At 46.9% G+C, this 22,426-nt stretch carries 19 protein-coding genes; 5 read left to right on the top strand and 14 right to left on the bottom strand.

The window, feature by feature from the left end:
- Positions 1-528 precede the first annotated feature (528 nt).
- Positions 529-1,737 carry an MFS transporter gene (locus tag MKY24_RS24750; protein ID WP_103047381.1) on the top strand — a complete coding sequence of 403 codons (1,209 nt, stop codon included), beginning with the start codon at positions 529-531 and terminating at the stop codon, positions 1,735-1,737.
- A gap of 199 nt (positions 1,738-1,936) precedes the next feature.
- Here the strand turns inward: MKY24_RS24750 and MKY24_RS24755 are convergent, their stop codons facing one another.
- Positions 1,937-3,616: a glutamine--tRNA ligase/YqeY domain fusion protein gene (locus MKY24_RS24755; RefSeq protein ID WP_023990741.1), complete on the bottom strand. Its 1,680-nt coding sequence runs from the start codon at positions 3,614-3,616 to the stop codon at positions 1,937-1,939.
- 207 nt (positions 3,617-3,823) lie between these two features.
- Here MKY24_RS24755 and MKY24_RS24760 point away from each other — a divergent pair, with 207 nt between their 5' ends.
- Positions 3,824-4,549, top strand: coding sequence for a hypothetical protein (locus MKY24_RS24760; RefSeq protein WP_023990742.1), 726 nt, complete (start codon positions 3,824-3,826; stop codon positions 4,547-4,549).
- Positions 4,550-4,633: 84 nt separating this feature from the next.
- The gene (locus tag MKY24_RS24765) at positions 4,634-5,182 is read left to right on the top strand and encodes a GNAT family protein (RefSeq protein WP_028540721.1); all 549 of its coding nucleotides are present in this window, start codon (positions 4,634-4,636) and stop codon (positions 5,180-5,182) included.
- 97 nt (positions 5,183-5,279) lie between these two features.
- Here the strand turns inward: MKY24_RS24765 and MKY24_RS24770 are convergent, their stop codons facing one another.
- From MKY24_RS24770 to MKY24_RS24780, 3 genes are all read right to left on the bottom strand, one after another.
- Positions 5,280-5,774: a GNAT family N-acetyltransferase gene (locus tag MKY24_RS24770; RefSeq protein WP_339201069.1), complete on the bottom strand. Its 495-nt coding sequence runs from the start codon at positions 5,772-5,774 to the stop codon at positions 5,280-5,282.
- Between the two features lie 104 nt (positions 5,775-5,878).
- Positions 5,879-7,129, bottom strand: coding sequence for an MFS transporter (locus MKY24_RS24775; RefSeq protein WP_076156455.1), 1,251 nt, complete (start codon positions 7,127-7,129; stop codon positions 5,879-5,881).
- A gap of 46 nt (positions 7,130-7,175) precedes the next feature.
- A complete protein-coding gene (locus MKY24_RS24780; protein ID WP_339201071.1) occupies positions 7,176-9,308 on the bottom strand; it encodes a molybdopterin oxidoreductase family protein in 2,133 nt (710 codons plus the stop codon).
- 71 nt (positions 9,309-9,379) lie between these two features.
- Here MKY24_RS24780 and MKY24_RS24785 point away from each other — a divergent pair, with 71 nt between their 5' ends.
- Positions 9,380-9,667 carry a hypothetical protein gene (locus MKY24_RS24785; RefSeq protein WP_141697526.1) on the top strand — a complete coding sequence of 96 codons (288 nt, stop codon included), beginning with the start codon at positions 9,380-9,382 and terminating at the stop codon, positions 9,665-9,667.
- 14 nt (positions 9,668-9,681) lie between these two features.
- Here MKY24_RS24785 and MKY24_RS24790 read toward each other — a convergent pair whose 3' ends face one another.
- The 10 genes from MKY24_RS24790 to MKY24_RS24835 form a co-directional block, all read right to left on the bottom strand.
- The gene (locus MKY24_RS24790) at positions 9,682-10,515 is read right to left on the bottom strand and encodes a formate/nitrite transporter family protein (protein ID WP_023990747.1); all 834 of its coding nucleotides are present in this window, start codon (positions 10,513-10,515) and stop codon (positions 9,682-9,684) included.
- 388 nt (positions 10,516-10,903) lie between these two features.
- Entirely contained in the window at positions 10,904-12,265 is a 1,362-nt protein-coding gene (locus MKY24_RS24795) for an FAD-dependent oxidoreductase (RefSeq protein WP_013312369.1), read from the bottom strand.
- Positions 12,266-12,656: 391 nt separating this feature from the next.
- The gene (locus MKY24_RS24800) at positions 12,657-13,133 is read right to left on the bottom strand and encodes a glutathione peroxidase (RefSeq protein ID WP_023990749.1); all 477 of its coding nucleotides are present in this window, start codon (positions 13,131-13,133) and stop codon (positions 12,657-12,659) included.
- 87 nt (positions 13,134-13,220) lie between these two features.
- The gene (locus MKY24_RS24805) at positions 13,221-14,024 is read right to left on the bottom strand and encodes a hypothetical protein (RefSeq protein ID WP_339201072.1); all 804 of its coding nucleotides are present in this window, start codon (positions 14,022-14,024) and stop codon (positions 13,221-13,223) included.
- Positions 14,025-14,036: 12 nt separating this feature from the next.
- On the bottom strand, positions 14,037-14,930 hold the full coding sequence (locus tag MKY24_RS24810; RefSeq protein WP_339201073.1) for an ABC transporter ATP-binding protein: 894 nt from the start codon (positions 14,928-14,930) through the stop codon (positions 14,037-14,039).
- Between the two features lie 237 nt (positions 14,931-15,167).
- Positions 15,168-16,181, bottom strand: a complete 1,014-nt coding sequence (locus MKY24_RS24815) for an LLM class flavin-dependent oxidoreductase (RefSeq protein ID WP_028540726.1) — start codon at positions 16,179-16,181, stop codon at positions 15,168-15,170.
- 104 nt (positions 16,182-16,285) lie between these two features.
- Positions 16,286-17,449 carry an AI-2E family transporter gene (locus tag MKY24_RS24820; protein WP_023990752.1) on the bottom strand — a complete coding sequence of 388 codons (1,164 nt, stop codon included), beginning with the start codon at positions 17,447-17,449 and terminating at the stop codon, positions 16,286-16,288.
- A 150-nt stretch (positions 17,450-17,599) separates the two neighbouring features.
- Entirely contained in the window at positions 17,600-18,613 is a 1,014-nt protein-coding gene (locus MKY24_RS24825) for an LCP family protein (protein WP_013312376.1), read from the bottom strand.
- Between the two features lie 91 nt (positions 18,614-18,704).
- Positions 18,705-19,607 carry a cation diffusion facilitator family transporter gene (locus tag MKY24_RS24830; RefSeq protein ID WP_023990753.1) on the bottom strand — a complete coding sequence of 301 codons (903 nt, stop codon included), beginning with the start codon at positions 19,605-19,607 and terminating at the stop codon, positions 18,705-18,707.
- 209 nt (positions 19,608-19,816) lie between these two features.
- On the bottom strand, positions 19,817-21,466 hold the full coding sequence (locus tag MKY24_RS24835) for a DEAD/DEAH box helicase (RefSeq protein WP_339201075.1): 1,650 nt from the start codon (positions 21,464-21,466) through the stop codon (positions 19,817-19,819).
- A 350-nt stretch (positions 21,467-21,816) separates the two neighbouring features.
- On the opposite strand from MKY24_RS24835, the gene MKY24_RS24840 reads away from it, so the two are divergent.
- Entirely contained in the window at positions 21,817-22,425 is a 609-nt protein-coding gene (locus tag MKY24_RS24840) for a hypothetical protein (RefSeq protein ID WP_226887729.1), read from the top strand.
- Position 22,426 lies beyond the last annotated feature (1 nt).

Below are 22,426 nucleotides of genomic sequence, written 5' to 3' on the forward strand. Positions count from 1 at the left end.
CTGTAATGCCATTTTCCATCCCTTTCCACCCGATATTTCATAAAACCAACTATACAGGCCAGTCGATTAAACCTATATCATTTCTTACGAAGCATAGTATTCTGATTTTATGTAATATCTGCGACAATATATTTTTATTCAAGAAAAAATAATCCTAAATTCTCCTGATTATGGATTAAGTATCGGCTATTCTATGTATAAACTTTAGGTCTTAAGAACCTATTTATAAATAAAGATTTTGTAACTAACCAAGCATTTACTTGAACTAACCATATATAGTCTTAAACCCTGTAGTTCGTCTACATGTCGCCCCTTAGAGCTACAAAAACAATAACTAGTAAAATAGCGAAATAATCATTAAGTTTGCATAAACCAATATCAAATTAGTATCTTCTAATAATTATTACATAATTGTTAATTTATTGGTTTGTTAACCCTTTCAACACATGATACATTGGAATAAAGAACCTCCCACAGATCGGCATCGATGCGCAATTCTCTATCGGGCTAAGAAAGGAATGGCTTGTCTTGCAAAAGAGAGAAATTCAAGAGACTCCTCTATATTCCTTAAAACTGTATAATTTTTTTCTATATGGAGCTATGGTCATTTTCTCCAGCTTCTTCCCGTTGTATCTGCAAGATATCGGCATGGACAAGCTGGAGATCGGGAGTCTGATGGCCATCGGACCTTTTGTATCCGTATTCGCGAACCCTTTTTGGGGCTATACAAGCGACCGGAGCCGTAACCTCCGACGTATTCTGCTATTTATGATTATAGGTACCTTGTTATTGCTGCAAGCTTTATTTCATGTCCATACGTATATCATGATTTATGTGTCGATGATTGGTTTTTATTTTTTCCAAAGCCCTTTATTTGCGCAAAGCAACAGCCTAATTCTCAGCTATATTGAGGGCACAGACCGGAAATTTGGTTCATTCCGTATATGGGGTTCCTTCGGTTGGGCTGTGACAGCAGCAGTTGCCGGCATAGTTATTGACCAAACGGGGATATCCAGCATATCCACCATCTTTACGGTACTTCTTCTGGCTGCATTGATCTGCACCTTGTCGATTCCACCACTGAAAAGCACTGTGGAGACAGCAACTATTCATTTGCGTGGCTTTGGCAGCGTTTTAATGAACGGATACTTTATATCCTTTATTTTATTGGGCATCCTTGTATCCATCCCGAATTCGATCAACAGCGCCTTTATGTCCCTGTACATCACCGAGCTGGGCGGGTCCAAACAGATGCTTGGTTTTGCCGTTTTTATGTCATCGGTATTCGAAATTATTGTCTTTTTGCTGTTTGATCGCTTCTTGAAGAAAAGAATGACCGTGATGGTCGGTTGTTTGGCACTCGTCAGTTTGCTGTTTGCCTTACGGTGGGAACTGATGGCTCTGGCCACAGACCCGATTCAGATCGTGTTCATTCAGGCACTTCATTGCGTCACCTTCGGTGGATACTTCTATGTAGGCACCCAGTTGACCGTCCTATTTACCCCTGCAGCATACCGATCATCCGGACAGGCCGTATATACCTTGACCTGGAGTGGTATATCCGGTATCGTAGCAGGTTTTGCGGGAGGTTGGCTATTCCAGAACTTTGGTGGAGAAATGATGTACCATGCAGGGGTCTTTTTCGCCCTACTTGGCTCTGTGGGATTCGCTATCATGTGGTATATGCTGTACAAGAACGGTTATCAGCCAGGACTGCCAGCGGGCACTAACGAATAGAAGAAGCCCCTTAACAACACTAGAGGAATGAGCTATCCCCTCTTCCCTTCTGGCTTGTTAGCAAAGACAATAGAGTATCGTCAAGTCAATGATCATGGATAAAGAGTGTGCATGCGTAAAATAAAGGAGTCTGCCGACGGCAGACTCCTTTTCAACTTGGTCGCACGAAGCTACCATCTCTCCCACACTTTCCAACAATCTATTGCTTAGGCAATTGGAAAGAGCTTTTCAACGAAACAACACGGTTAAATACAGGCTCACCCGGCTTGGAAAGCTTCGGATCGACACTGAAATAACCATGACGGAAAAATTGGAACTTGTCCTGCGATTGAGCTTCTTTCATGTTCGGCTCGACATAGCCATGAGCAATTTCCAAAGAGTTCGGATTCAATTGGTCAAGGAATGTTTTTTCCGATGCATCCTCTTCAATCTCTTCCGTGACCTCTGCGTTAATCAAAGGCTCATACAAACGGAATTCGGCAGGTACAGCCTGAGTAGCCTCCACCCAGTGGATCGTGCCTTTCACTTTACGTCCTGTAAAGCCTGATCCGCTCTTGGTTTCTACATCATAGGTACAGTGAATCTCCGTTACATTTCCGTCCGCATCCTTAATCACATCGTTGCATTTAATGAAGTAAGCATGTTTGAGACGCACTTCATTACCAGGGAACAAACGGAAGTATTTGCTCGGCGGATTTTCCATGAAGTCCTCACGCTCGATATAAATTTCACGGGAAAATGGAATTTGGCGTGTACCAAGTTCAGGGTTTTCAGTATTGTTTTCCGCCTCTAGCATTTCAACTTGTCCTTCAGGATAGTTTGTGATAACCACCTTCAACGGATCTATGACTGCCATGGTGCGGGGTGCCTTAAGCTTCAAATCCTCACGTACAAAATGCTCCAGCACCTGCAAATCAATGACTCCGTAGGCTTTGGAAATGCCTGTCTCATATACGAAGCTGCGGATGGCCTCAGGCGTATAGCCGCGACGACGTAAACCGGATATCGTCGGCATACGCGGATCATCCCAACCATCTACATGCTTTTCATCCACCAGAAGCTTGAGCTTACGTTTGCTGGTTACGGTTTGAGCCAGGTTCAGCCGTCCAAATTCGTATTGATGCGGTACCTTTTCCATCTCGCATTCAGCTACAACCCAATCGTACAGCGGGCGCTGATCTTCGAACTCCAGCGAACAGAGCGAGTGCGTTACTCCCTCAATCGCATCTTCCAGCGGATGAGCATAGGAGTACATTGGATAGATGCACCATGTGTCGCCTGTATTGTGATGTGCTGTGTGTGAAATGCGGTAAATAACCGGATCACGTAAATTAATGTTTCCTGAAGCCATATCAATTTTGGCACGCAGCACCTTTTCACCATTTTGGTATTTGCCTGCACGCATCTCTTCAAACAGCTTCAGATTGTCTTCAACACTTCGATCCCGATAAGGGCTATTTTGCCCCGGTTCGGTCAGTGTGCCACGAGTTTCGCGGATTTGGTCCGCGCTTTGGTCATCCACGTAGGCTTTACCCTTTTGGATCAGCAGGATGGCACGCTTGTACATTTCTTCGAAATAATTGGAGGCAAAATGTTTTTCCTCCCATTCATAACCGAGCCACTTCACGTCCTCCTGGATGGAGTTCACGTATTCCGTGTCTTCCTTCGCCGGATTGGTGTCGTCAAAACGCAGATTGGTGCGTCCTCCGAATTCATCTCCCAGCGAGAAATTGATCCAGATAGCTTTGGCATGTCCAATATGCAAATATCCGTTAGGTTCAGGCGGAAATCGTGTAACAACCTCCTTTACCTTACCCGTACGTAAATCCTCTTCAATAACATTTTTAATAAAATTGGGGGGAGTGATCGGCTTCTCCACGCTAATCAACCTTTCTTCCGTATAATCTGTGTAAAACCTGTTCCCTTAAATATACCCTTTCACACCGCATAACTCAATAAAATGAAAATCCTTATGCTCGCTTCAGCAAAAAAAGTGACAAGTTATGAAAAAGAGTTAACATTTTCGGCAAATAAATTCGTTATAGTGTATATATCTTTTATTTTGCCCGGAAAAGGAGACCCACCCGTGTTTAAGCTGCTCATTGTGATCCTGCTGTCTATGCTTTTGTCCTCTTCCGTCATGACTTCCGGTCATCCTTCATCGGACCCGGTGAACGAAACCGTACAATCTCGTCCGCTAGCCAGCGCTCCAGAAGACCCCTCCGTCCATTTATATGCCGTGAATCCGTCACAGGGACTATTCCATTCAGCTGTACTGGAAATCGGCCAGCAGCGTCGCACATTCCGCTGGTCGGGCTCGGCAGATATCTCCACCGCACCACAATTATATTACAGGGATGTAAACGAGGATGGTGTCCGTGAAGCCGTCGTGATCATCACACGCGCCTCGGGAACGGGTGTCGAATTGCAGGAGCTGCATATTATTAACGCACAGACGATGGAAGAATATGCGGTCGAATCGGCAGCATATGCTGTGTCCCAGCGCGTACACAGCTCAGTGGAGCTACGTGACCACAACCGCCAGGTGCATATTACTGTCACGATTGACGGTGCTACACAGACGATGGACCCTAAAGCATCAGTATTTTACGATGATCCAGTGCAATTTACAAAACATCTCGATTTTAACTCCGTCGTAATGTATGATGCCGAACAGCTCCCTCTGCAAGCCACTGTATCTGGCAGTGTATCCCCGACCGAATTTGTAGGGGATTTGGATTTGAAATATGTATACGAGCATGAACGGTTCCGGGTGGGACCTATAGAATTTGAAGCTTCCTCTCCCTTTTGACGACTCTCGCAGAATAAGGTAGCATGGGATTAAATGCTAGACTGGCTGGTTTAGCGATTTTCCGAGTGAAAGAGGGGATCAATCATGTTTACATATGCGTTGGACGAACGCACAGTCCTTCGGCCGCTCACCAAGGAGCATGTGCAGCCTCTGTTTGAGCTGATCGAAATGTCCCGTGACCGCCTGCGTCAATGGCTTCCATGGGTAGACTCTACCACGGAAATCAGCCACACAGAGCAGTTCGTGCAGGGCGCCTTGAAACAAGCCGCAGAGAACGGTAGTCTGACCGCCGGAATTTGGATAGACAACGAGCTTGCTGGCATCATCAGCTACCATGAGATCAATTGGACTCACCGCTCCGTTAGCATCGGATACTGGCTTGGACACGGGTACGAAGGACAAGGTCTTATGACCAGCGCCTGCCGCGTATTCGTTGAATATGCTTTGATGGAGCTGGACTTGCATCGGGTCGAAATCCGTTGCGCAACTACGAACCGCCGCAGCCGCGGTATTCCAGAACGTTTGGGCTTTGTGCTCGAAGGCATTGTACGCGAAGCGGAATTGCTGCCCGACGGCTACATGAACCACGCAGTGTATGGTATGCTCCAAAATGAATGGAAGCAACTTCGGTAATATTGATGTACAACAACGCCGCAGACCTGATCAGGTCTGCGGCGTTGTTTGTTTAGGCCGGGCATAAAACCGAATATTACTATCTGTAGCCTCCCGCCTATTTTAAGAAATAGGCCATTAACACATCATCCACGAATTGGCCTGCTATGTAAAATTCCTCATGCAAACGTCCTTCAATCGCGAAACCGCTTTTTACATAAAACATAAGGGCTTCCGTGTTGCATGAGAGTACACGCAAACTCAACTTGCGTATGCCCTCGGCAGCTGCAATGTCCTTCATGGAGTTCATGAGCGCCGTCCCAATACCTTTACGATGATAAGCTGGATGTACAGCTATATTTATTTCGAGTACATGACAATTACTAGCCAACAGCGTTGGAGAACGAAATCCAATATACCCGCAGAGTACTTCCTGTTCGATGGCGACCAGTTGAGAGCCTGGAGGCGTATTGCGCAGAAACTCTCCGCGCGACTTCCAGGACAGCGAAGCGGGAGCCGTGCGTTCATTCCATACCAATTCATCCAGCGCAATCAGATCAGGAGCATCCTTCATCTCCGAATGACGTATTGTCAAAGGTTGACTTGTAAACAATTCCTTTCAATCCTTCCTGTGAAGGCTTTCCTGAAGCAATAACTACAACCATTCGTCACTTATTGTACCATAATTACAGCATATTACTGCACTTTTATTAGGACTTAAGAACTGGGAGTATCTACCTTGGGTGTCGTAGTATCCAAAGTATCCGAATGATGCCGGAAACGGTTCAACCAGCTATGCAGGACGAAAAACAGGATCGACAACACCGCTACGCCTGATGCCAGCCAAAGTGTAGGCGGTAACCCACCGCCATCATACAACTTCCCCATAATATAAGGCCCCATTACCCGTCCGGCTGCGCCAATCCCCCCCACAAGCCCAATGTAAAAGGGTGCACCCCGACCTCCATGATCAGACAGGAATGCTGGAACCGCAGGTGCAATCAGCATTTCTCCCAGGGTCGCCAGAACCATAGCGAATATCATTCCAGTATAGTTCTGTGTGCCCAGCATGACAATATAAGCCGCCAAATAAAATCCTCCGGCCCATGTCATTTGCGCTGAAGCGTGATGAGCGTACAGTCGTTTTATCCAAAAAATAATGGGTTGTGCGGCAAAAATAAGGATACCATTCAGTGTCCATAGTAACCCATACATCGTTTTAGGCAAGCCCTGCTCAATAATATGGGGAGACACTCCTGTATTCCAGATCGAATTGCCGAACCATAAAAAAAGCGAGCCTACCCCCACAAAGAGATACAATCTGGTATCACGAAACAGTAAACGAGCTGGTATTTCCTCTCTTTTCTTCACGGACTTGCTGAGCTGTACTTCTCCCTCTTCTCGATCTACCCTGCTTAGATAAGACCAGAAGAACCCGGCAAATACCGCAGAAGTCACCCCGTTCATCACAAAGCTGAGCTGATAGGAAAGGTCAGCCAGAACGCCACTCAATCCCGTACCCACTGCAACCCCAATATTGTTAGCGACATAAATAATATTAAACAGCTCTCCACGACGGTCAGCGAAACGAAAACCTACAAAGGCCTGAATCGCAGGCACAGATACGACATTAAAAAAGCCGATAAAGCCCATCATGATGACAAACGCTACCCAATGACCACTGGTAAATGGAAGCGTGAGAAGTCCCAGCGCGTTCATCGCCAGTGAGCCAACAATCAATTTTTTGGCTCCAATACGATGATAGAGGGCTCCGCCCAGCACTTGACCAAAAATTCCGCCCAGAGACTGCACTAAAATCGCAATCCCTGCATCTCCCATACTACGGTTCAGTTCGTCAAACACATACATGCTGACCAACGGCCACATCAATGAACTTCCAGCGGAATTAATCAGGCTAGCAATGAGAAACACTTTCACTTCTTTCGGATAAGACTCCAACCATTTCATATCTTTTGTTTCTCCTTTTGCATCTGACGCCATAAATGGCATTATCTCATTGGCGCTTCACATTCACCACCGTTGAGAAGAAAGTAGCCCCCTGTCCCATATCCGACAGCCGATCAGAGGTTAACACATTGGCACGCTGTCTGCGTCCTTTGCCTTCCCACCATAATCCCTGGCTAATCACTGTACCGGGCAGCATCAGATCGGTGACTTTGGCTTTCAGCTCATACGTCCCCCGATCATTCCATACGGTAACCGGTTCCCCATCCGCGATGCCTCTTGTCTGAGCATCCTCCGGGTGAATTTGTAGCAAGGGCTCCCGCTCTAGCCGCTGATGCTTGGGCAAGTTAGCGAAAGTAGAATTCAGAAAATTATGGTTTGGCGGTGAAATAAACATTAATGGAAACCGCTCGTCCGCTTGCGGTCGATGCTCTCCATCATACCCTTCAATCAGCGGCACATATGAAGGCATCGCGGGCAGACCTGCTTGTTTCATTTTTTTCGAATACAACTCAATCTTGCCTGAAGGCGTGGTTAGACGATCCAAATAAGTGGCCTTTGGCGACATATCGAGCTTTACAAAAGGTGACTTCTTTAAGGCTTCCAAGGTTACACCGTTGAGATAAGGGTTCGTTGGATTATCCAGCGCGCCTGCGATCATGTCCGCTTCACTTTCCGTAAAGGCAGCTTCGTCAAAGCCCATCGCCCGTCCGAGCAGGCTAAACAGCTCATAATTGCTTTTGCTTTCCCCGAGTGGAGCAATGACGGGTTCCTGCATCTGGACATAGTGATGCCAGTAGGATTTATATAGGTCCGTACCCTCAAAGGAAGACGCTGCAGGCAGCACAATATCGGCATAACGGGCCGTATCCGTAAGAAACAGGTCATGTACGACTGTGAACAAATCCTCTCGTTCAAATCCTTCAGTCACCCGTTCCGAATCGGGAGCTACAACTACCGGGTTACTGCAGTATACAAATAACGCCTTAATCGGCTGTTCCTTCTGTAGCAGCGCTTCTCCGATCCGGTTCATGTTGATCACCCGGGCATCCGGGTTCTGTCGCAGATCAGGACGCGCCAGATTGGCGCCGTTAAATTTGCCATAAGCGCCATTAGAGCGTGACGCTCCCCCGCCGTGCTTTAGCCATTGTCCAGTGAGCGCAGGCAAGCATGTAACCGCACGTACGTTCATACCGCCATTATCATGATGCTGAAGCCCATTACCTATATTGATATACGCTGCTCGCGCAGTTCCGTACATTTCCGCTAAACGGATAATATCTGCTTCCGGCACGCCGGTAATCCGCGAAACTCGCTCTGGTGTATATGTCTTAACATGCTCGCGCAGTTCCTCATGGCCTACCGTGTAGCGATGTAAAAATTCGGCGTCCGTCAGTCCCTGAGCGAACAGCACATTCATAACACCCAGCGCGAGCGCCGTATCCGTCCCCGGATATAACGGAATGAACCAATCCGCCCATTGCGCCGTCCGGTTGCGATGAACGTCAATAACGACCACCTTAGCACCCTTTTTACGTGCCTTCTCAGCCAAAACGACCTGATGCATGTTGGTGCTAATGACATTTCCACCCCACACAATAATGAGGTCTGCATCCTCCGTGTCCTCCGGGCTGGTGCCGCCCTTAAAGCCCATAACGGATGCCCAGCCTTCATTCCCTGCCACGCTGCAAATCGTCTGATCCAGTTGGCTTGAACCCAGCGCATTAAAAAATCGGCGATCCATTCCATCCACACTCAATACGCCCATATTGCCATAAAAGCTGTAGGGGAGAATAGATTCCGATCCGTCCGTACGTATCAGCTCCTTGAACCGACCTGTAATGGTATCGACCGCTTCCTCCCAGCTAATTCGTTCAAACTTCCCTTGTCCTTTGGGGCCTATACGTTTCAACGGATAGAGCACCCGATCAGGATCATATACCCGCTCCGTCATATTGCGAACTTTGTTACAAATAGCGCCTTTGGTAATAGGATGATCCGGGTTCCCAGTGACCTTGACTATCTTTCCATTTTCCTTGTGAAGCAGGAGCCCACACGTATCCGGGCAATCTAACGGGCATACAGCTGGAAAAATACCGTCCTGCTGCTCCGTCATCCGCTGTCCCCTTTGTAAGTCTTGTTGAAGCGTGGCCTCAGGAGGCGCGCTATTGCGATGATCCATAGTGTTGATGCTCCTTTCCGTTACCGTTTCCAAAAATTACACTGATCTTATCATATCCACAGCTTTGGCCTATGGCAAGAGAAGGATTTTCCCACACAGCCGCTCTCCAAAATATTAAAAAAATCCGTCTGCTGCATAGAGCAAAACGGATTTTTTTAAGAATCATAATTTTTTTCGACATCCTGTTTCATCATATCTTACCGAGGGTAAAAGAGATCAAGGCATTATGGGACGAGAGCACACTCATCCTCCATGCCAAATCATGGACCACTCCCAAAAAAATCCGCCATGACAGGTTTCGTTCCCCCGGGCCTGTCATGGCGGATTTGCTTTGTTTATTGCTGTTTAAAGTGCCGTAATTAAGCAGGGTCACTCAACGGATTTGATGTGCAACCGAAGAAGTGGTTGGAGATTCATTCACTGGATGTGCGTTGGCTTGAGGCTTTTTCAAATAAGCCAACCAGTAGGCTCCAGCCACAAACAGGCTACCTCCTACCAAATTCCCCAGCCAGACCGGAATGAAGTTCATAACATAATCTGCCCATGAAAAGTGGCCTGCAAAGATAGCCGCCGGAATGAGAAACATATTGGCAACAACGTGCTGAAATCCAATAGCGACAAAGGCCATGGTCGGGAACCAAATCCCCATAATTTTGCCGCCAATTGAGTCTGTGCTATAAGCCAGCCATACAGCCAGTGCTACGAGCCAGTTACATCCTATACCCGATATAAAAGACTGCAAAAAGCTTTCATGTAGCTTATGTCCTGCCATATCCACCACTTTGTCCAGGTAAGGACCCGTTTCTGTCAAACCCAGCACATGGCCAAAGAAAAAAGCAACGAATAACGCACCCGCAAAATTACTGAGCGTAATAATCGCCAAATTACGAAGCATGGCCCCTGTCTTAATCCGTCCTGCCCATCTCGCCAAAGGAACCGCCATCATATTGCCGGTCAGCAATTCTCCGCCGGCGATCAAAACTAATACCAGACCTACAGGGAACACCGCAGCTCCAATAAAGGTGGCAATGCTTCCCCATTCTTTAGGCGCACTTGCAATAACACGTATATCCAGCAAAAACCCGAGTGCAATAAATGCACCTGCCAAAAATCCCAGTACCACCGCCACAGTCCACGGGTTGTTCGCCTTGGCCACTCCTGTTTCCACCGTCTTTTCGGCAATTTGCCCCGGTTTATAGCTCGCCATATGTCCCCGCTCCTTTAATATCTTTTCACTAAAATGTTCTTCTTTCATATTTTATTTAAAATCAGTGATTATGTTTGTGAAAAAAATCACTTTATCAAGCATTAAAAAAACAGCCCTTGGAAAAAGGACTGTCTTTTCTGTATTATTACATCTACTGCGCTACTACGCGCTTTGCATTTAGTTGTATTCTTCCTTTTCAACTGCTCTCAAGAACCAAATAACTCCACCGAGGCCTACCAGCGCTACGACTACAAGAAAAAGGATATAAAACAAATCCATAAGCTACTTACCCCCTAATCCTTATGCTACTCTATATTGTACTATAAGGATTCGTCCATACGTCTCAGATTGTTGACAAACTTATGAACAATGTCACAGACAAACCGAATTATACAGTAACTGGGTTCCGTTCGGATATTGTAGGCAATGCTTGTAAACCTGCTGCGTTCAGGAAATTCCAAGGCTTGTTATAATGTGGCTGGAAGAAGAAATCGACAAAGGCCAACTGGTCAATGGTCATATGATTTTGAATGGCTACGGATAGCGTGTTAATGGATTGCGTCAAATCCACCTTCGACATAATTTGTGCCCCCAAAATTCTCCGTGTCTCCTGCTCATATACCACTTTCAGTAATACCTTTTCGGAGGTTGGCATAAATTCAGGCCGGTAGCTGTCTTCAATGGTTACAGCTTCTACAGTCATGCCTTCGTCCGTTGCCGCCGCTTCCGTCATGCCTGTTCCTGCAATATTGTCTTCGTAAATTTTGATACCCGAAGTTCCTTGGGTTCCCATGTAGGCAATGGTTGGTTGTACCAGATTACGTGCTACCAGCGTACCCATACGAACTGCGTTGGTTGCCAAAGGGATATAAGCCGTTTTGCCTGTCGGATTATAGCGGATTGCACAGCTGTCACCTGCTGCAAACACGTCCGGGCAGCTACTTTGCATATAGTTATCCACAATGATCGCACCGTTAGGCAACATATCTACCTGACCTTTGAGCAGATCCGTTTGAGGTCGGAAACCGATGCAGAGAATAACAAGCTCTGTTTCATATTCTCCTTTAGAGGTCACGACTTTACTTACCTTACCGTTCGTACCCTCAAAACGACTCACCGTCTCGCCAAGTACCAGCTTAATGCCATGCTCCTTCAGGGAACTTTCAATCCGGTCTGTATACTCATGGTCCAAATACTTATTCAATATACGATCAGCACTGTCGATCAGTGTTACATTTTTACCGTTCATTTGGAAAGCTTCTACCAGTTCAACACCAATGTATCCAGCTCCGACAACTGTAATGTTCTGTACATGCTGGGCTTTCTCAATGATATCATTCGAATGATTATAGTTTTTACAGAGCAAAATATGATCAAGTTCAATGCCTTCCAGCTTCGGAATAATAGGCCATGATCCTGTGGTCACAATTAATTTATCAAATGTGTCTGTAAATTCTTCACCTGTTTGGAGATTACGTGCATGCAGCGTCTTGCCTGCCGTATCCACACTCGTTACCTCATGAAGCATCTTGGTCTCTACACCCAAGTCAGCCAGTTGATCTGGAGACGAATAAAACAGTCCGTGCGGATCTTTGACGACACCACCTACGTACAGAGCAATACCACAAGATAAGAATGAAATATTATCATTACGCTCATAAACGGTAATTTCGGCATCTGGATAACATTTAGCTGTGTTGACGATAGCTGCCGTGCCTGCGTGTGTACATCCGATAACTGCTACTTTCATGTTAAATTCCTCCTTGGTGTGTGGGCATAAAATGTATAATAATTGTGAATAGTTTCACGTAAACAGCTCGTTAGCGTTTGTGATTTATTTCACTTCATGCGCTTATTATAGTGTGATATTTTTCACATTACAATAGCTTTTTAAGATATTCACAATTTGTCCACATTTAAAAAAGAAAGGATATACGAGTTCAGTCGTTTGCTGAAATGTTTCTTTGCTCCATCCAGTTTTCCCTGTAAGCCTCCTGATTATGCCCTTGGAATCGACCTTCACATGATGCAACACACCTTAAACAAATGCATATGTAGAGAACAAAAAAGGTCCGTTTCCCGGAGAAATTCCGGAAATCAGACCCTTTTTAAACATATACGTTGGAATTAAAGCGAAGCTACTATAGCAATTGCTCAATAGCTGCTTTCATCGCTTCTGGTGACTCCTTCGGTTCAAAACGACCCACAGGTACACCTTCACGATTCACAATGAATTTCGTGAAATTCCACTGAATTGTCCCATCTTCCTGTTCTCCAGGTTGTTGCTTTTTTAAATATTCAAACAGAGGCGCTGTATCCGGTCCGTTGACGTCCACTTTGGCGAATATCGGGAAACTAACCCCATAATTCAATTGGCAAAATTCAGCCGCTTCCTCGCTGCTGCCCGGCTCCTGACCGCCAAATTGGTTGCAAGGAAATCCTAATACAACTAATCCCCGATCCTTATATTCGTCATAAAGCTTTTGCAAATCCCCATATTGCGGGGTAAGTCCACATTTACTGGCGGTATTCGCAATAACCAGCACCTTACCGGTGTAAGTATCCAGAGAAACCTCCTGATTCGCTGGTGTTACGGCATTATGTGAATAGACAGACATACAGCATCCTCCTTCGTGTCGCTTGGTTTAGGTTACATAACCTATTTTAACCAAAACGTGACGGACATGCCAACATCCACAGTGACTTTACCGTGATGCCATCACTTCGAGTCTGCGTTCTTCGCGTTCGGAAGCGGACATTTTTGGGCAAGCATAACAATACCGCTGGCCTCCACCTGTCTTGTAATATTGGCAACAGGACGGTTTCATGTAGGTATTTTCACCGGGGCGGTAAGGATTGTCCAATTCAATGAGACGAACCGTAAACGGATTTCTTTTACGCCCGAATACCTCTCCCTCCAGCTCACGTGTCACATACATATAATCTTGTTCAAAGTGCTCCACATCCTGAGGATCAGTCAACGATGGCTGTACTCTATCCTTAAAATACAGCAATGTCAACGGAAACTGTCCCCACATTTGCCCAATAGATGCGCTCCCCACTGCAGCTATTGCCTCCAATATGGGCCGCATCTGCAAACTGTAAAAGTCACGTAACGCTTGCTGAGCCTGTCCGGAAGAATGGTCATCCCCATTGTTCCGCGTATTGTCCAGCTCTGTTAGGTCGATGACCTGGAGGCTAATAGAGGGATATTGACCTTCATAACAAATATGAAATCTGAGATTAGAAACGGACAGGTCCAAACGGCGTTCACACAGTGACACCATAAAATGCTGTGCAAACACGAGACCACGCAACTGGTTCACAAAATAAACGGCTGCGGTTAAATCGTCTTCAGCACGCAGAAGATCGCCGTAATACTCCATCACAGAGCGGATTTTCTCTGGTTCAAGCCATTCGGCCACTGGGCCGGAATATACTGCATCCTCCGGCGTGACTCTCACTATTTTCGCTAATTGCTCAAGCTGATTGTAATCCAGTGGTCTCATGGTATGTCCCCTTTAACCTCTTGCCGCTACTTGTGGTCTGGCATCACGTCGCTCGGCAACAGAACCCACGGGTTGCTTCTCTTCCACATTCATTTCCTTTACTGCTTGGCTTACCGCTGGCTGTCCAGCCAAAGCATATGGAAGACAGAGCGGTACACCCGTACGAGGATCTGTTACAATATCCGCCTCAATCCCGAACACCTCGCGCAGCACATCAGGAGACATAACCTCAGTTGGAGTTCCTACCGCCTCGGCCTTCCCTTTTTTGATCGCAATCATATGCTGAGCATACCGGGCCGCATGGTTCAAATCATGTACGACCATAACAATGGTGCGCTCCGCCGAAGTATTCAGATACTCTAGCAAATGCAGCACTTCCAGTTGATGCGCCATATCTAAAAATGTCGTCGGCTCATCCAGAAACAAAATATCCGTATCCTGCGCAAGCGCCATAGCAATCCAAGCACGCTGACGCTGACCGCCAGAAAGCTGATCAATCGGACGATCGTGGAACTCGCTCATTCCCGTTACTTGAAGGGCCCACTCTACCATTTTGCGATCTTCCGCTTTCATGGAACCAAAGCCTTTTTGATAGGGAAAACGTCCGTAAGATACCAGTTCCGTCACGGTTAATCCTTCCGGTGCAGTCGGATTTTGTGGCAAAATAGCCAGCTGTTTAGCTACTTCCCGGGTGGATTGCTTATGAATGGATTTACCGTCAAGCAGAACACTGCCGCCCTTAGGATTCATGATGCGAGCCATCGTCTTCAGAATGGTGGACTTGCCAGAACCATTTGCGCCCACCAAGGCTGTGATTTTCCCTTGCGGTATTTCTACGTTCAGATCTTCTACAATCAATCGATCTTCATAAGCAATATCCAGATTTGCCGTTTTCAGACGAAACATTTGGAATCATCCCTTTCCCTTATCCAATATATATAGTCACGGGCTTAACGCACGACTTTCATCAAAACTTCATTCTATCTTTATATAATAAAGATATTGATAATCATTATCAAGTGTTAACTGGTTTATTTCCTATATCATACAGTGCATATCATCCAATATTCCCTCAAAAAATTCAAAAAAAGATCACAGCTCCTCGAAGCTGTGATCTTTTAAATCCGGCGAATCGCATTATGACTATACAGAAGACAGTCCAAATGCTTCAGCCATGAGACGTATAGATTTCATTTTGGCATCAAAGTCGTGAATAATGCTCGCAACCATGATCTCCTGTGCATTATAGTCCTTACTTAATTGCTCAATCTGACGCTTCACCTGTTCGGGCGAACCGACCACCATACGTTTGCGATTCTCACGAATACGCATCCGGTCAAACGGCGTATACGGATACGCCAGTGCCTTTTCGACGGAAGGTGTTCCAGCGGAGCGCATTCCCTGCTCTAATAGTACAAGAGACAAGTCCATACTGGAAGCCAACCGATTCGCCTCCTCTTCGGTGTCCGCACAGATCGCAAATACGGCAACAAGCGAACGCGGTTGGTCACTATGCTGGGAAGGCTGGAAGCTTTCCTGGTATTCCTTCATAGCCCCTGTGCCGCCTTCACCATTAATGAACTGCGCAAACGCAAAGCCCACGCCACGCTCGGCTGCCAGACCTGCGCTATCACCGCTGGAGCCGAGCAACCACATTTCCGGTACAGTTTCTATGAGCGGCATCGCCTGTAGCGAACCGAAACGGTGATCATTGCCTGTGCTGTCATGTAAATAAGCTAACAGGTCATCCAACTGCTCAGGGTATAGATCTACGCCACCTCGCATTTTGCCTTCTTGCAGTGCTCTGGTAGCAATGGGCATTCCTCCAGGCGCTCGTCCCAGACCCAGATCAATGCGTCCCGGATACAACCCCTCCAGCACACGAAAGTTTTCCGCTACTTTATAAGCGCTGTAATGAGGCAGCATCACACCACCCGACCCCACTCGAATGGTTGAAGTCCGGGCGGCCAGATGTGAAATCAGTACCTCCGGACTGGACCCTGCAAGATTTGCGGCAGAATGATGCTCTGATACCCAAAAGCGATGATAACCCAAGCGTTCCGCCTCTATAGCAAGCTCAGCGGTCTTTTGTAATGCCTGCGCATGCGTCATGCCTTCCGATACCGGAGATTGGTCAAGAATGCTGAGTTTTATCATAAAAGTCTGACCTTTCTATTTTGGAATAAGGATAGGCATTAATTATAGCACGCGTAGCCACAGTTACCCAAGGGGGACCCATATCAATTTTATAGTGGAAAATTTTATTTCTCGTAAAGACTTGCATTCTCTTTATCCGCCTCATAGAGATGCGAACGCTTTTTAAAGAAACTATACAGATGTGTAACGATTACTTTCAAGACAGCATATCCCGGAACCGCCAGTACAATTCCCACCACACCAAACAAATTGCCTGCGGTCAGAATAACGAAGATAATCGTGATCGGATGTACTCGAAGAGATTTGCCCATAATTTGTGGAGAAATAAATTTACCCTCAATGAGCTGTACGACTGTCCATACGATAACCATCTTGAGCAGCATAATCGGTGAGGTGACCAAGGCTACAATTAACGCAGGTGTAATGGCAATGACGGGACCTAAGTAGGGGACAACGCTCGTAAAGGACGCAATGACTGCAAGCGTCAGAGAGTAGTCTAATCCAATGATTAGATAACCAATATACAACAGCGCCCCAATACAGAAGCTGACAATAATCTGCCCACGAATATAGGAACTGACCTGATGGTTCATTTCAGTCATAATGCGATCTGTTTCTTTACGAAACATAGGCGGGAGCATTTTCAGGATAAACTGTGGCAGCTTGTGTCCATCTTTTAGCAAGTAGAACAAAATAAATGGAACCGTGGCAATCGCAAGTACCGTTTCTGTAACCACGCCCAAGAAGCTGCCCACGCCCGTCCATGCATTATTAATAAAACTAGATAACTTTTCAGAAGCTTTGGAGGCCAGCTCAGATGGATTAATTTGAATGGTGTTCTGGAACTGGTTTACAAAATCGCTGCCGATCAGTTTCTCGAATTGTCGTTGTACTTGCTCGCTATAGGCAGGGAAATTCTGGATAAGCCCCTGTATTTGATCGCGGATTACAGGTACCACCGATGTAACCACAATCGCAATAACCCCTATAATGAGCAAAAACAGTACAATAATGGAGTATATTCGTTTCACCTTATTGCGCTCCAGTACATCAACCAACGGATTGAACAGATAGTACAACACGCCGGATAAAATGACAGGGAGAATTATCGTTTTCAGCAGCACCATGACAGGTGTGAATATGTATGAAATTTTGGTAAGCACCAAGATATTCAAGCCGATCAGCAGCAGTACCAGCAGGAATAACACAAACTTGTTGTTCAGAAAAAACTTCTTGAATCGGTCTTTCCATGCCGGAGTTATTTCCACACCACATTCCCCTTCTCTTTACACAATTGAGTATACGTTCTTCATAGATACGATATATTTTTGGAACAAAATATACAAGGTTATACCCAAATAAACACAAAAGCAAACAAAGTTGTACGTCATCGTACGAACTTCGCTTGCTTTCGAGGGTTATGGAGTATCATTTATCGTGGTTGCAGCATCCACCGTCGTGGTCACAGGTTTGTTCTCCTGTTCAAAAAGATTCTGTATGAAGCGCTTGAGCTTTCTTTCGTCCACACCCAACACCTGCGCACCCTTAATGGTTTCCCCGCGTACCAATTCATTTGGTGGGATTTGCTGCTTCGCTACTGTTGTTGCATCGATATTAAAGCCCAATGAAGCCAATTGCAGCATTTCCGTAGTACTGAGATTCGTTTCAATATAAGGAGAAATGCTATTTAAAATACTTGGCAGTTTGATTAGAGATGAGGTTGACTGAATTTTACCGCCAAGCTCGGTAATGAATTTGCGTTGCCGCTCCGTACGCGTAAAATCGGAAGTCGCATCATGACGGAAGCGTACATATTGCAAGGCTGTTTTACCGTCCATGTGCTGCATTCCCTTTTTCAAATCAATATCAAACTGGTGTTTATCTGCCTTGGAGGTATAGTGCATATCTTTTTCGACATCCAGGTCAATACCACCCACAGAATCAACCAACGCAATAAAGCCATTAAAATCAGTATATACATAATATTGAATCGGTATCCCCAACAGGTCGCTCACGGTCTGTCTGGTTAAATCCGGTCCACCGTAGGAAAAAGCAGCATTCAATCGACTTTGCCCATGACCTGGGATATTGACGTACGTATCACGAAGAATCGACATAAGTGTAGCCTTTTTCGTAACCGGATCAATAGAAGCAACCATAACGGAGTCAGAACGCCCTGAATCCTCTCCACGGGAGTCGCCGCCTAGCAGCAGAATATTCACTCTTTCTGTCCCATCCCATTCTGGTGGGAGCGATACCTCTACAGGTTGTACATTGGTTTGAGTTTGTGCCTGCGGTTTGAATTTCGAATCCTGTCCGGAAGCAACCGAAATTTGGTTCGTAAAATGATATATAGAATACGTATAATATCCGCCCACTAAAAGAACAGCCGCAGTCACAGAAATGCCTAACCATTTTAAAAATTTTCGCATATTTTCGGGTAACCTCGCTTTTATTCATCATCGTTCGGCTTTTAAAAGCATACCCTCCCTGCAAGTTATCTGTCAATTCGCGTCGTCTGTTCTAGTGGTCGTCTGGATACCATGGATTCAAATGGACAAGCACCTCATAAACCCGCGGTTCCTGCTTCATGACAGCCCCCTTAATCAGTCGGATAATATCGTGTCCCTGCTGAATCGTCAAAGAGGCATCCACTGAAGCGCGGATATCCACGATAATATAATGGCCGTGCTCACGGGCACGGATACGGTCAATACGTTGAACCTCGGCTACACTCAGTGCGGCTGCGGCGTAGCTTTCAATTTCCTCCGTTGCAATCGCTTTTTCCATAAGCACATCTATGGATTCACGGCCCATTTCCCACGCCAATTTCAGAACTAGCAATGCCACTACGAATCCCGCAATAGGGTCGCCGTAAGATAAGATTGAAATGCTCCAGTGCTCCCCAATCAGCCCCAAACCGATACCCAGTACAGCAGCCCCAGAGGCGTACACATCAGCGAGATGATCTTTTGCCGTTGCGATAAGACCCTGACTATTGGCCGCTCTCCCGATACGAATCGTGTAGATATACAACCATTGTTTCCAGAGCAAGGAAATAATGGCGGCCACCAATGCCAGTATATGCTCCTGTGGCATCGGTTCGAACAGTGCTGCAATCGAATGATAGCCGATAAATATGCCCGCTCCAAACAATATGACCGCCACCACGCTTGCACCGATCACTTCTGCTTTGCCGTGACCATAAGGATGATCCTCATCCGGCGGCTGGCTGGATATGCGCATCGCTCCCAGTGCCGTTGCAGAGGCAATCACGTCCCCTGCATTATGCACACCATCGGCCACCAGCACCTTGCTGTTGAACATAAGTCCTGTAATAATTTTAATGCCGGTTAATAGGATGTTGCTAATCAGGCTGATCCATGCTGAGACCATGGCGCGCTTGCCCATATCCTGTTCCTGCATGATGTATAACCCCTCCAAATTTATCTTTTGAAAAATGTATCCTGAACGCTGATCATTTATTTCAAGGTAGCTCCGCTGATCATGTCATCTTATGGTGCTGCTCCTTCAAGCGTTATGGGTGAAGATTACAATAGCCCCGGAAGATGAGCCTCCCCGGGGCTATTATGATAACCATAGTGGAGTATTCTATGAGAATACTCCTGTTTTATCTATCTGGACCGTCCGCGACGGCCGCCTTGTCCTTGACCACCACGCGGGCCGCCTTTGGCTTGTCCACCGCGGCCACCTTGGCCTCCGCGTGCAGAACCGCCGCTGCTGCGGTCATATCCACCACGCTCGCTGCTTTGCCCTGCCGAGCGGCCTTGGCCTCCGCGTGCAGAACCACTGCTGCTGCGGTCATATCCGCCACGCTCGCTGCTTTGTCCTGCCGAGCGGCCTTGGCCTCCGCGTGCAGAACCACTGCTGCTGCGGTCATATCCGCCACGCTCGCTGCTTTGTCCTGCCGAGCGGCCTTGGCCTCCGCGTGCAGAACCACTGCTGCTGCGGTCATATCCGCCACGCTCGCTGCTGCCGCGGCTAGAACGACGTTCGCCGCCTGTGGCATCACGACGACCCGCCTGTTCGCGGCCGCTGCCCCGGCGTCCGCCGCCGGAGTCGTTGCCGCCGTAGGAACGGCGGTCGTTTCTGCCCGAACGGCGTTCTCGACCCTGTCGATCAGCCGTATCGGAAGCAGGTCTACGCTGTCCGCCGCCCTCACTGCTGGTGAATGTGACACCAGCAACTTTCTGGATGTTCCGAAGCTCTGGAACATCTCTTGGCGTAGCGAGCGTCACTGCCACGCCTTTGCCTCCGGCACGGCCGGTACGCCCGATGCGGTGGATGTAGCTTTCGGCATCCTGTGGCATGTCATAGTTAAAGACATGCGTGACGCCTTCTACATCCAGGCCGCGCGCAGCTACATCAGTCGCTACGAGCAATTGGAGTTTCGCTTCCCGGAACGCCTTCATCACTTGCTCCCGCTTGTTCTGGGACAAATCTCCGTGAAGCTCACCGCTCTCAAAGCCCATCTCTTGCAGCTCTTCGTTCAGTTTGGCAGCCCGGCGCTTCGTACGGCAGAAAATAACAGCCAAGTACGGGCGATCCGTATTCAGCATATCCACCAATGCCTGTTGCTTACCACGGTCTGTTGTTTGCACAACGACCTGACGGATTTGGCTCACCGGAACGGAAGAAGCGGATTTCACTTTGACATCTACGGGTTCGTTCATATATACACGAGCCAGCTTGCGAATACCGGCTGGCATCGTAGCGGAAAACAGCATCGTCTGTCTCCGGTAAGGAACCTCCTGAAGAATCGTCTCCACATCGTTCAAAAAGCCCATGTGTAACATTTGGTCGGCTTCGTCCAGGACCAGCATTTTAATGCCACCCAGATCCAGCGTGCCACGTCTCAGGTGATCCAGCAGTCGCCCAGGTGTACCAATAATCAGTTGTGCGCCGCCTTTCAGTTTACGAAGCTGACGCTCTACGTCCTGTCCTCCATAAACAGCCAGTAATGACAAGCTTGGCTCTGTAGCGGCCAACGTGTTCGCTGCCTCTGTAATCTGGAGCGCCAGCTCACGCGTCGGTGCAATCACGAGCGCTTGTGGATGACGCTTGTCCAAATTCATTTTTTGCAAAATGGGTAGTAAGAACGCAATCGTCTTCCCGGTTCCCGTATGTGCCTCGGCGATAACATCCTGACCTTCCATCAACAGTGGAATCGACTCCTGCTGTACAGGAGTTGGGGATGAAATTCCCTGTTCTTTCAAGGCTTCTACCCAATGCTGCTCTACGCCTAATGCTGCAAAATTCTTCAAGTGGTATTCACTTCCCTTATCTGTATTCAATATGTGTCACGTAAAATAGGTTCATGTGCCATATGACATCTATCGTTCCATAGTTCAGAATTCCCATTTTTGTATCGGTTCTCATTCTACCCTTTTCAGGAAGGGAGCTTATCCGTTATCGTTGAATCTGTTCATGTAACCAACATACGGCCGCAATGCGGCTCAGGCCCGTTCCATCTATGACTTTCCTAGTATACGCGAAGTTGAACTGGTTTCCAAACGATTTTAATGAACAGTACCACAGTCAATGTAAAAGGTGAATTCGATCTTCATGTCATATATTATGGTATATGAATTGGTAATTCATGAATAAAGGATGGATGCTTGTGGTTAACAACCTGCATTATAATTTCATAATGACCGGTTCCTTGTCGGAGAAGCACACTTTGTTTGCCGAAGAGTGCTTTACTAACCTGTTCGATTGTTTTGAAACGCTCCTGAATATATCAGGAATCCGCAATACCCGTGTGTCAGTCTATCAAGCCGGGGCTAAAAAGGCCAAACACGGTAAGATTCGCTGGGACAAGCAGGAGTTGCTTCGTATTGTAACCGATGATGAATTGATTCCGCTTATGCTAGCTATCGAGGCTCCCAGTATCAAATCATCCTATAACAAAGGGACAACGCCGGAAGTGTACATTCTTTTGTCCAATGACCCCATGTGCCAATCTTCTAATCATTGCGGCATGCTCGTTTCAATCCGTCAGGACGTTTATGAAAGTATCGACCAAGCAATCGTCGAAGACGTTATGATGAAGCTGAGCCAGTGGTTAAAGGCAAACAAGCTGCTACACAGCTCGCGTAACTTTTATGCTGGCAGTAAAGCACGCGCTATTATGGATATTCTTCCATTTATGCTCGAACAGGATACCCCGGATATGAAGTATGTTTTTCAAACGTGGACTCCGTTCCCTTTACCACACACTTAAA

It is taken from the genome of Paenibacillus sp. FSL P2-0322 (genome assembly GCF_037975315.1).
Lineage (GTDB): Bacteria > Bacillota > Bacilli > Paenibacillales > Paenibacillaceae > Paenibacillus > Paenibacillus polymyxa_B.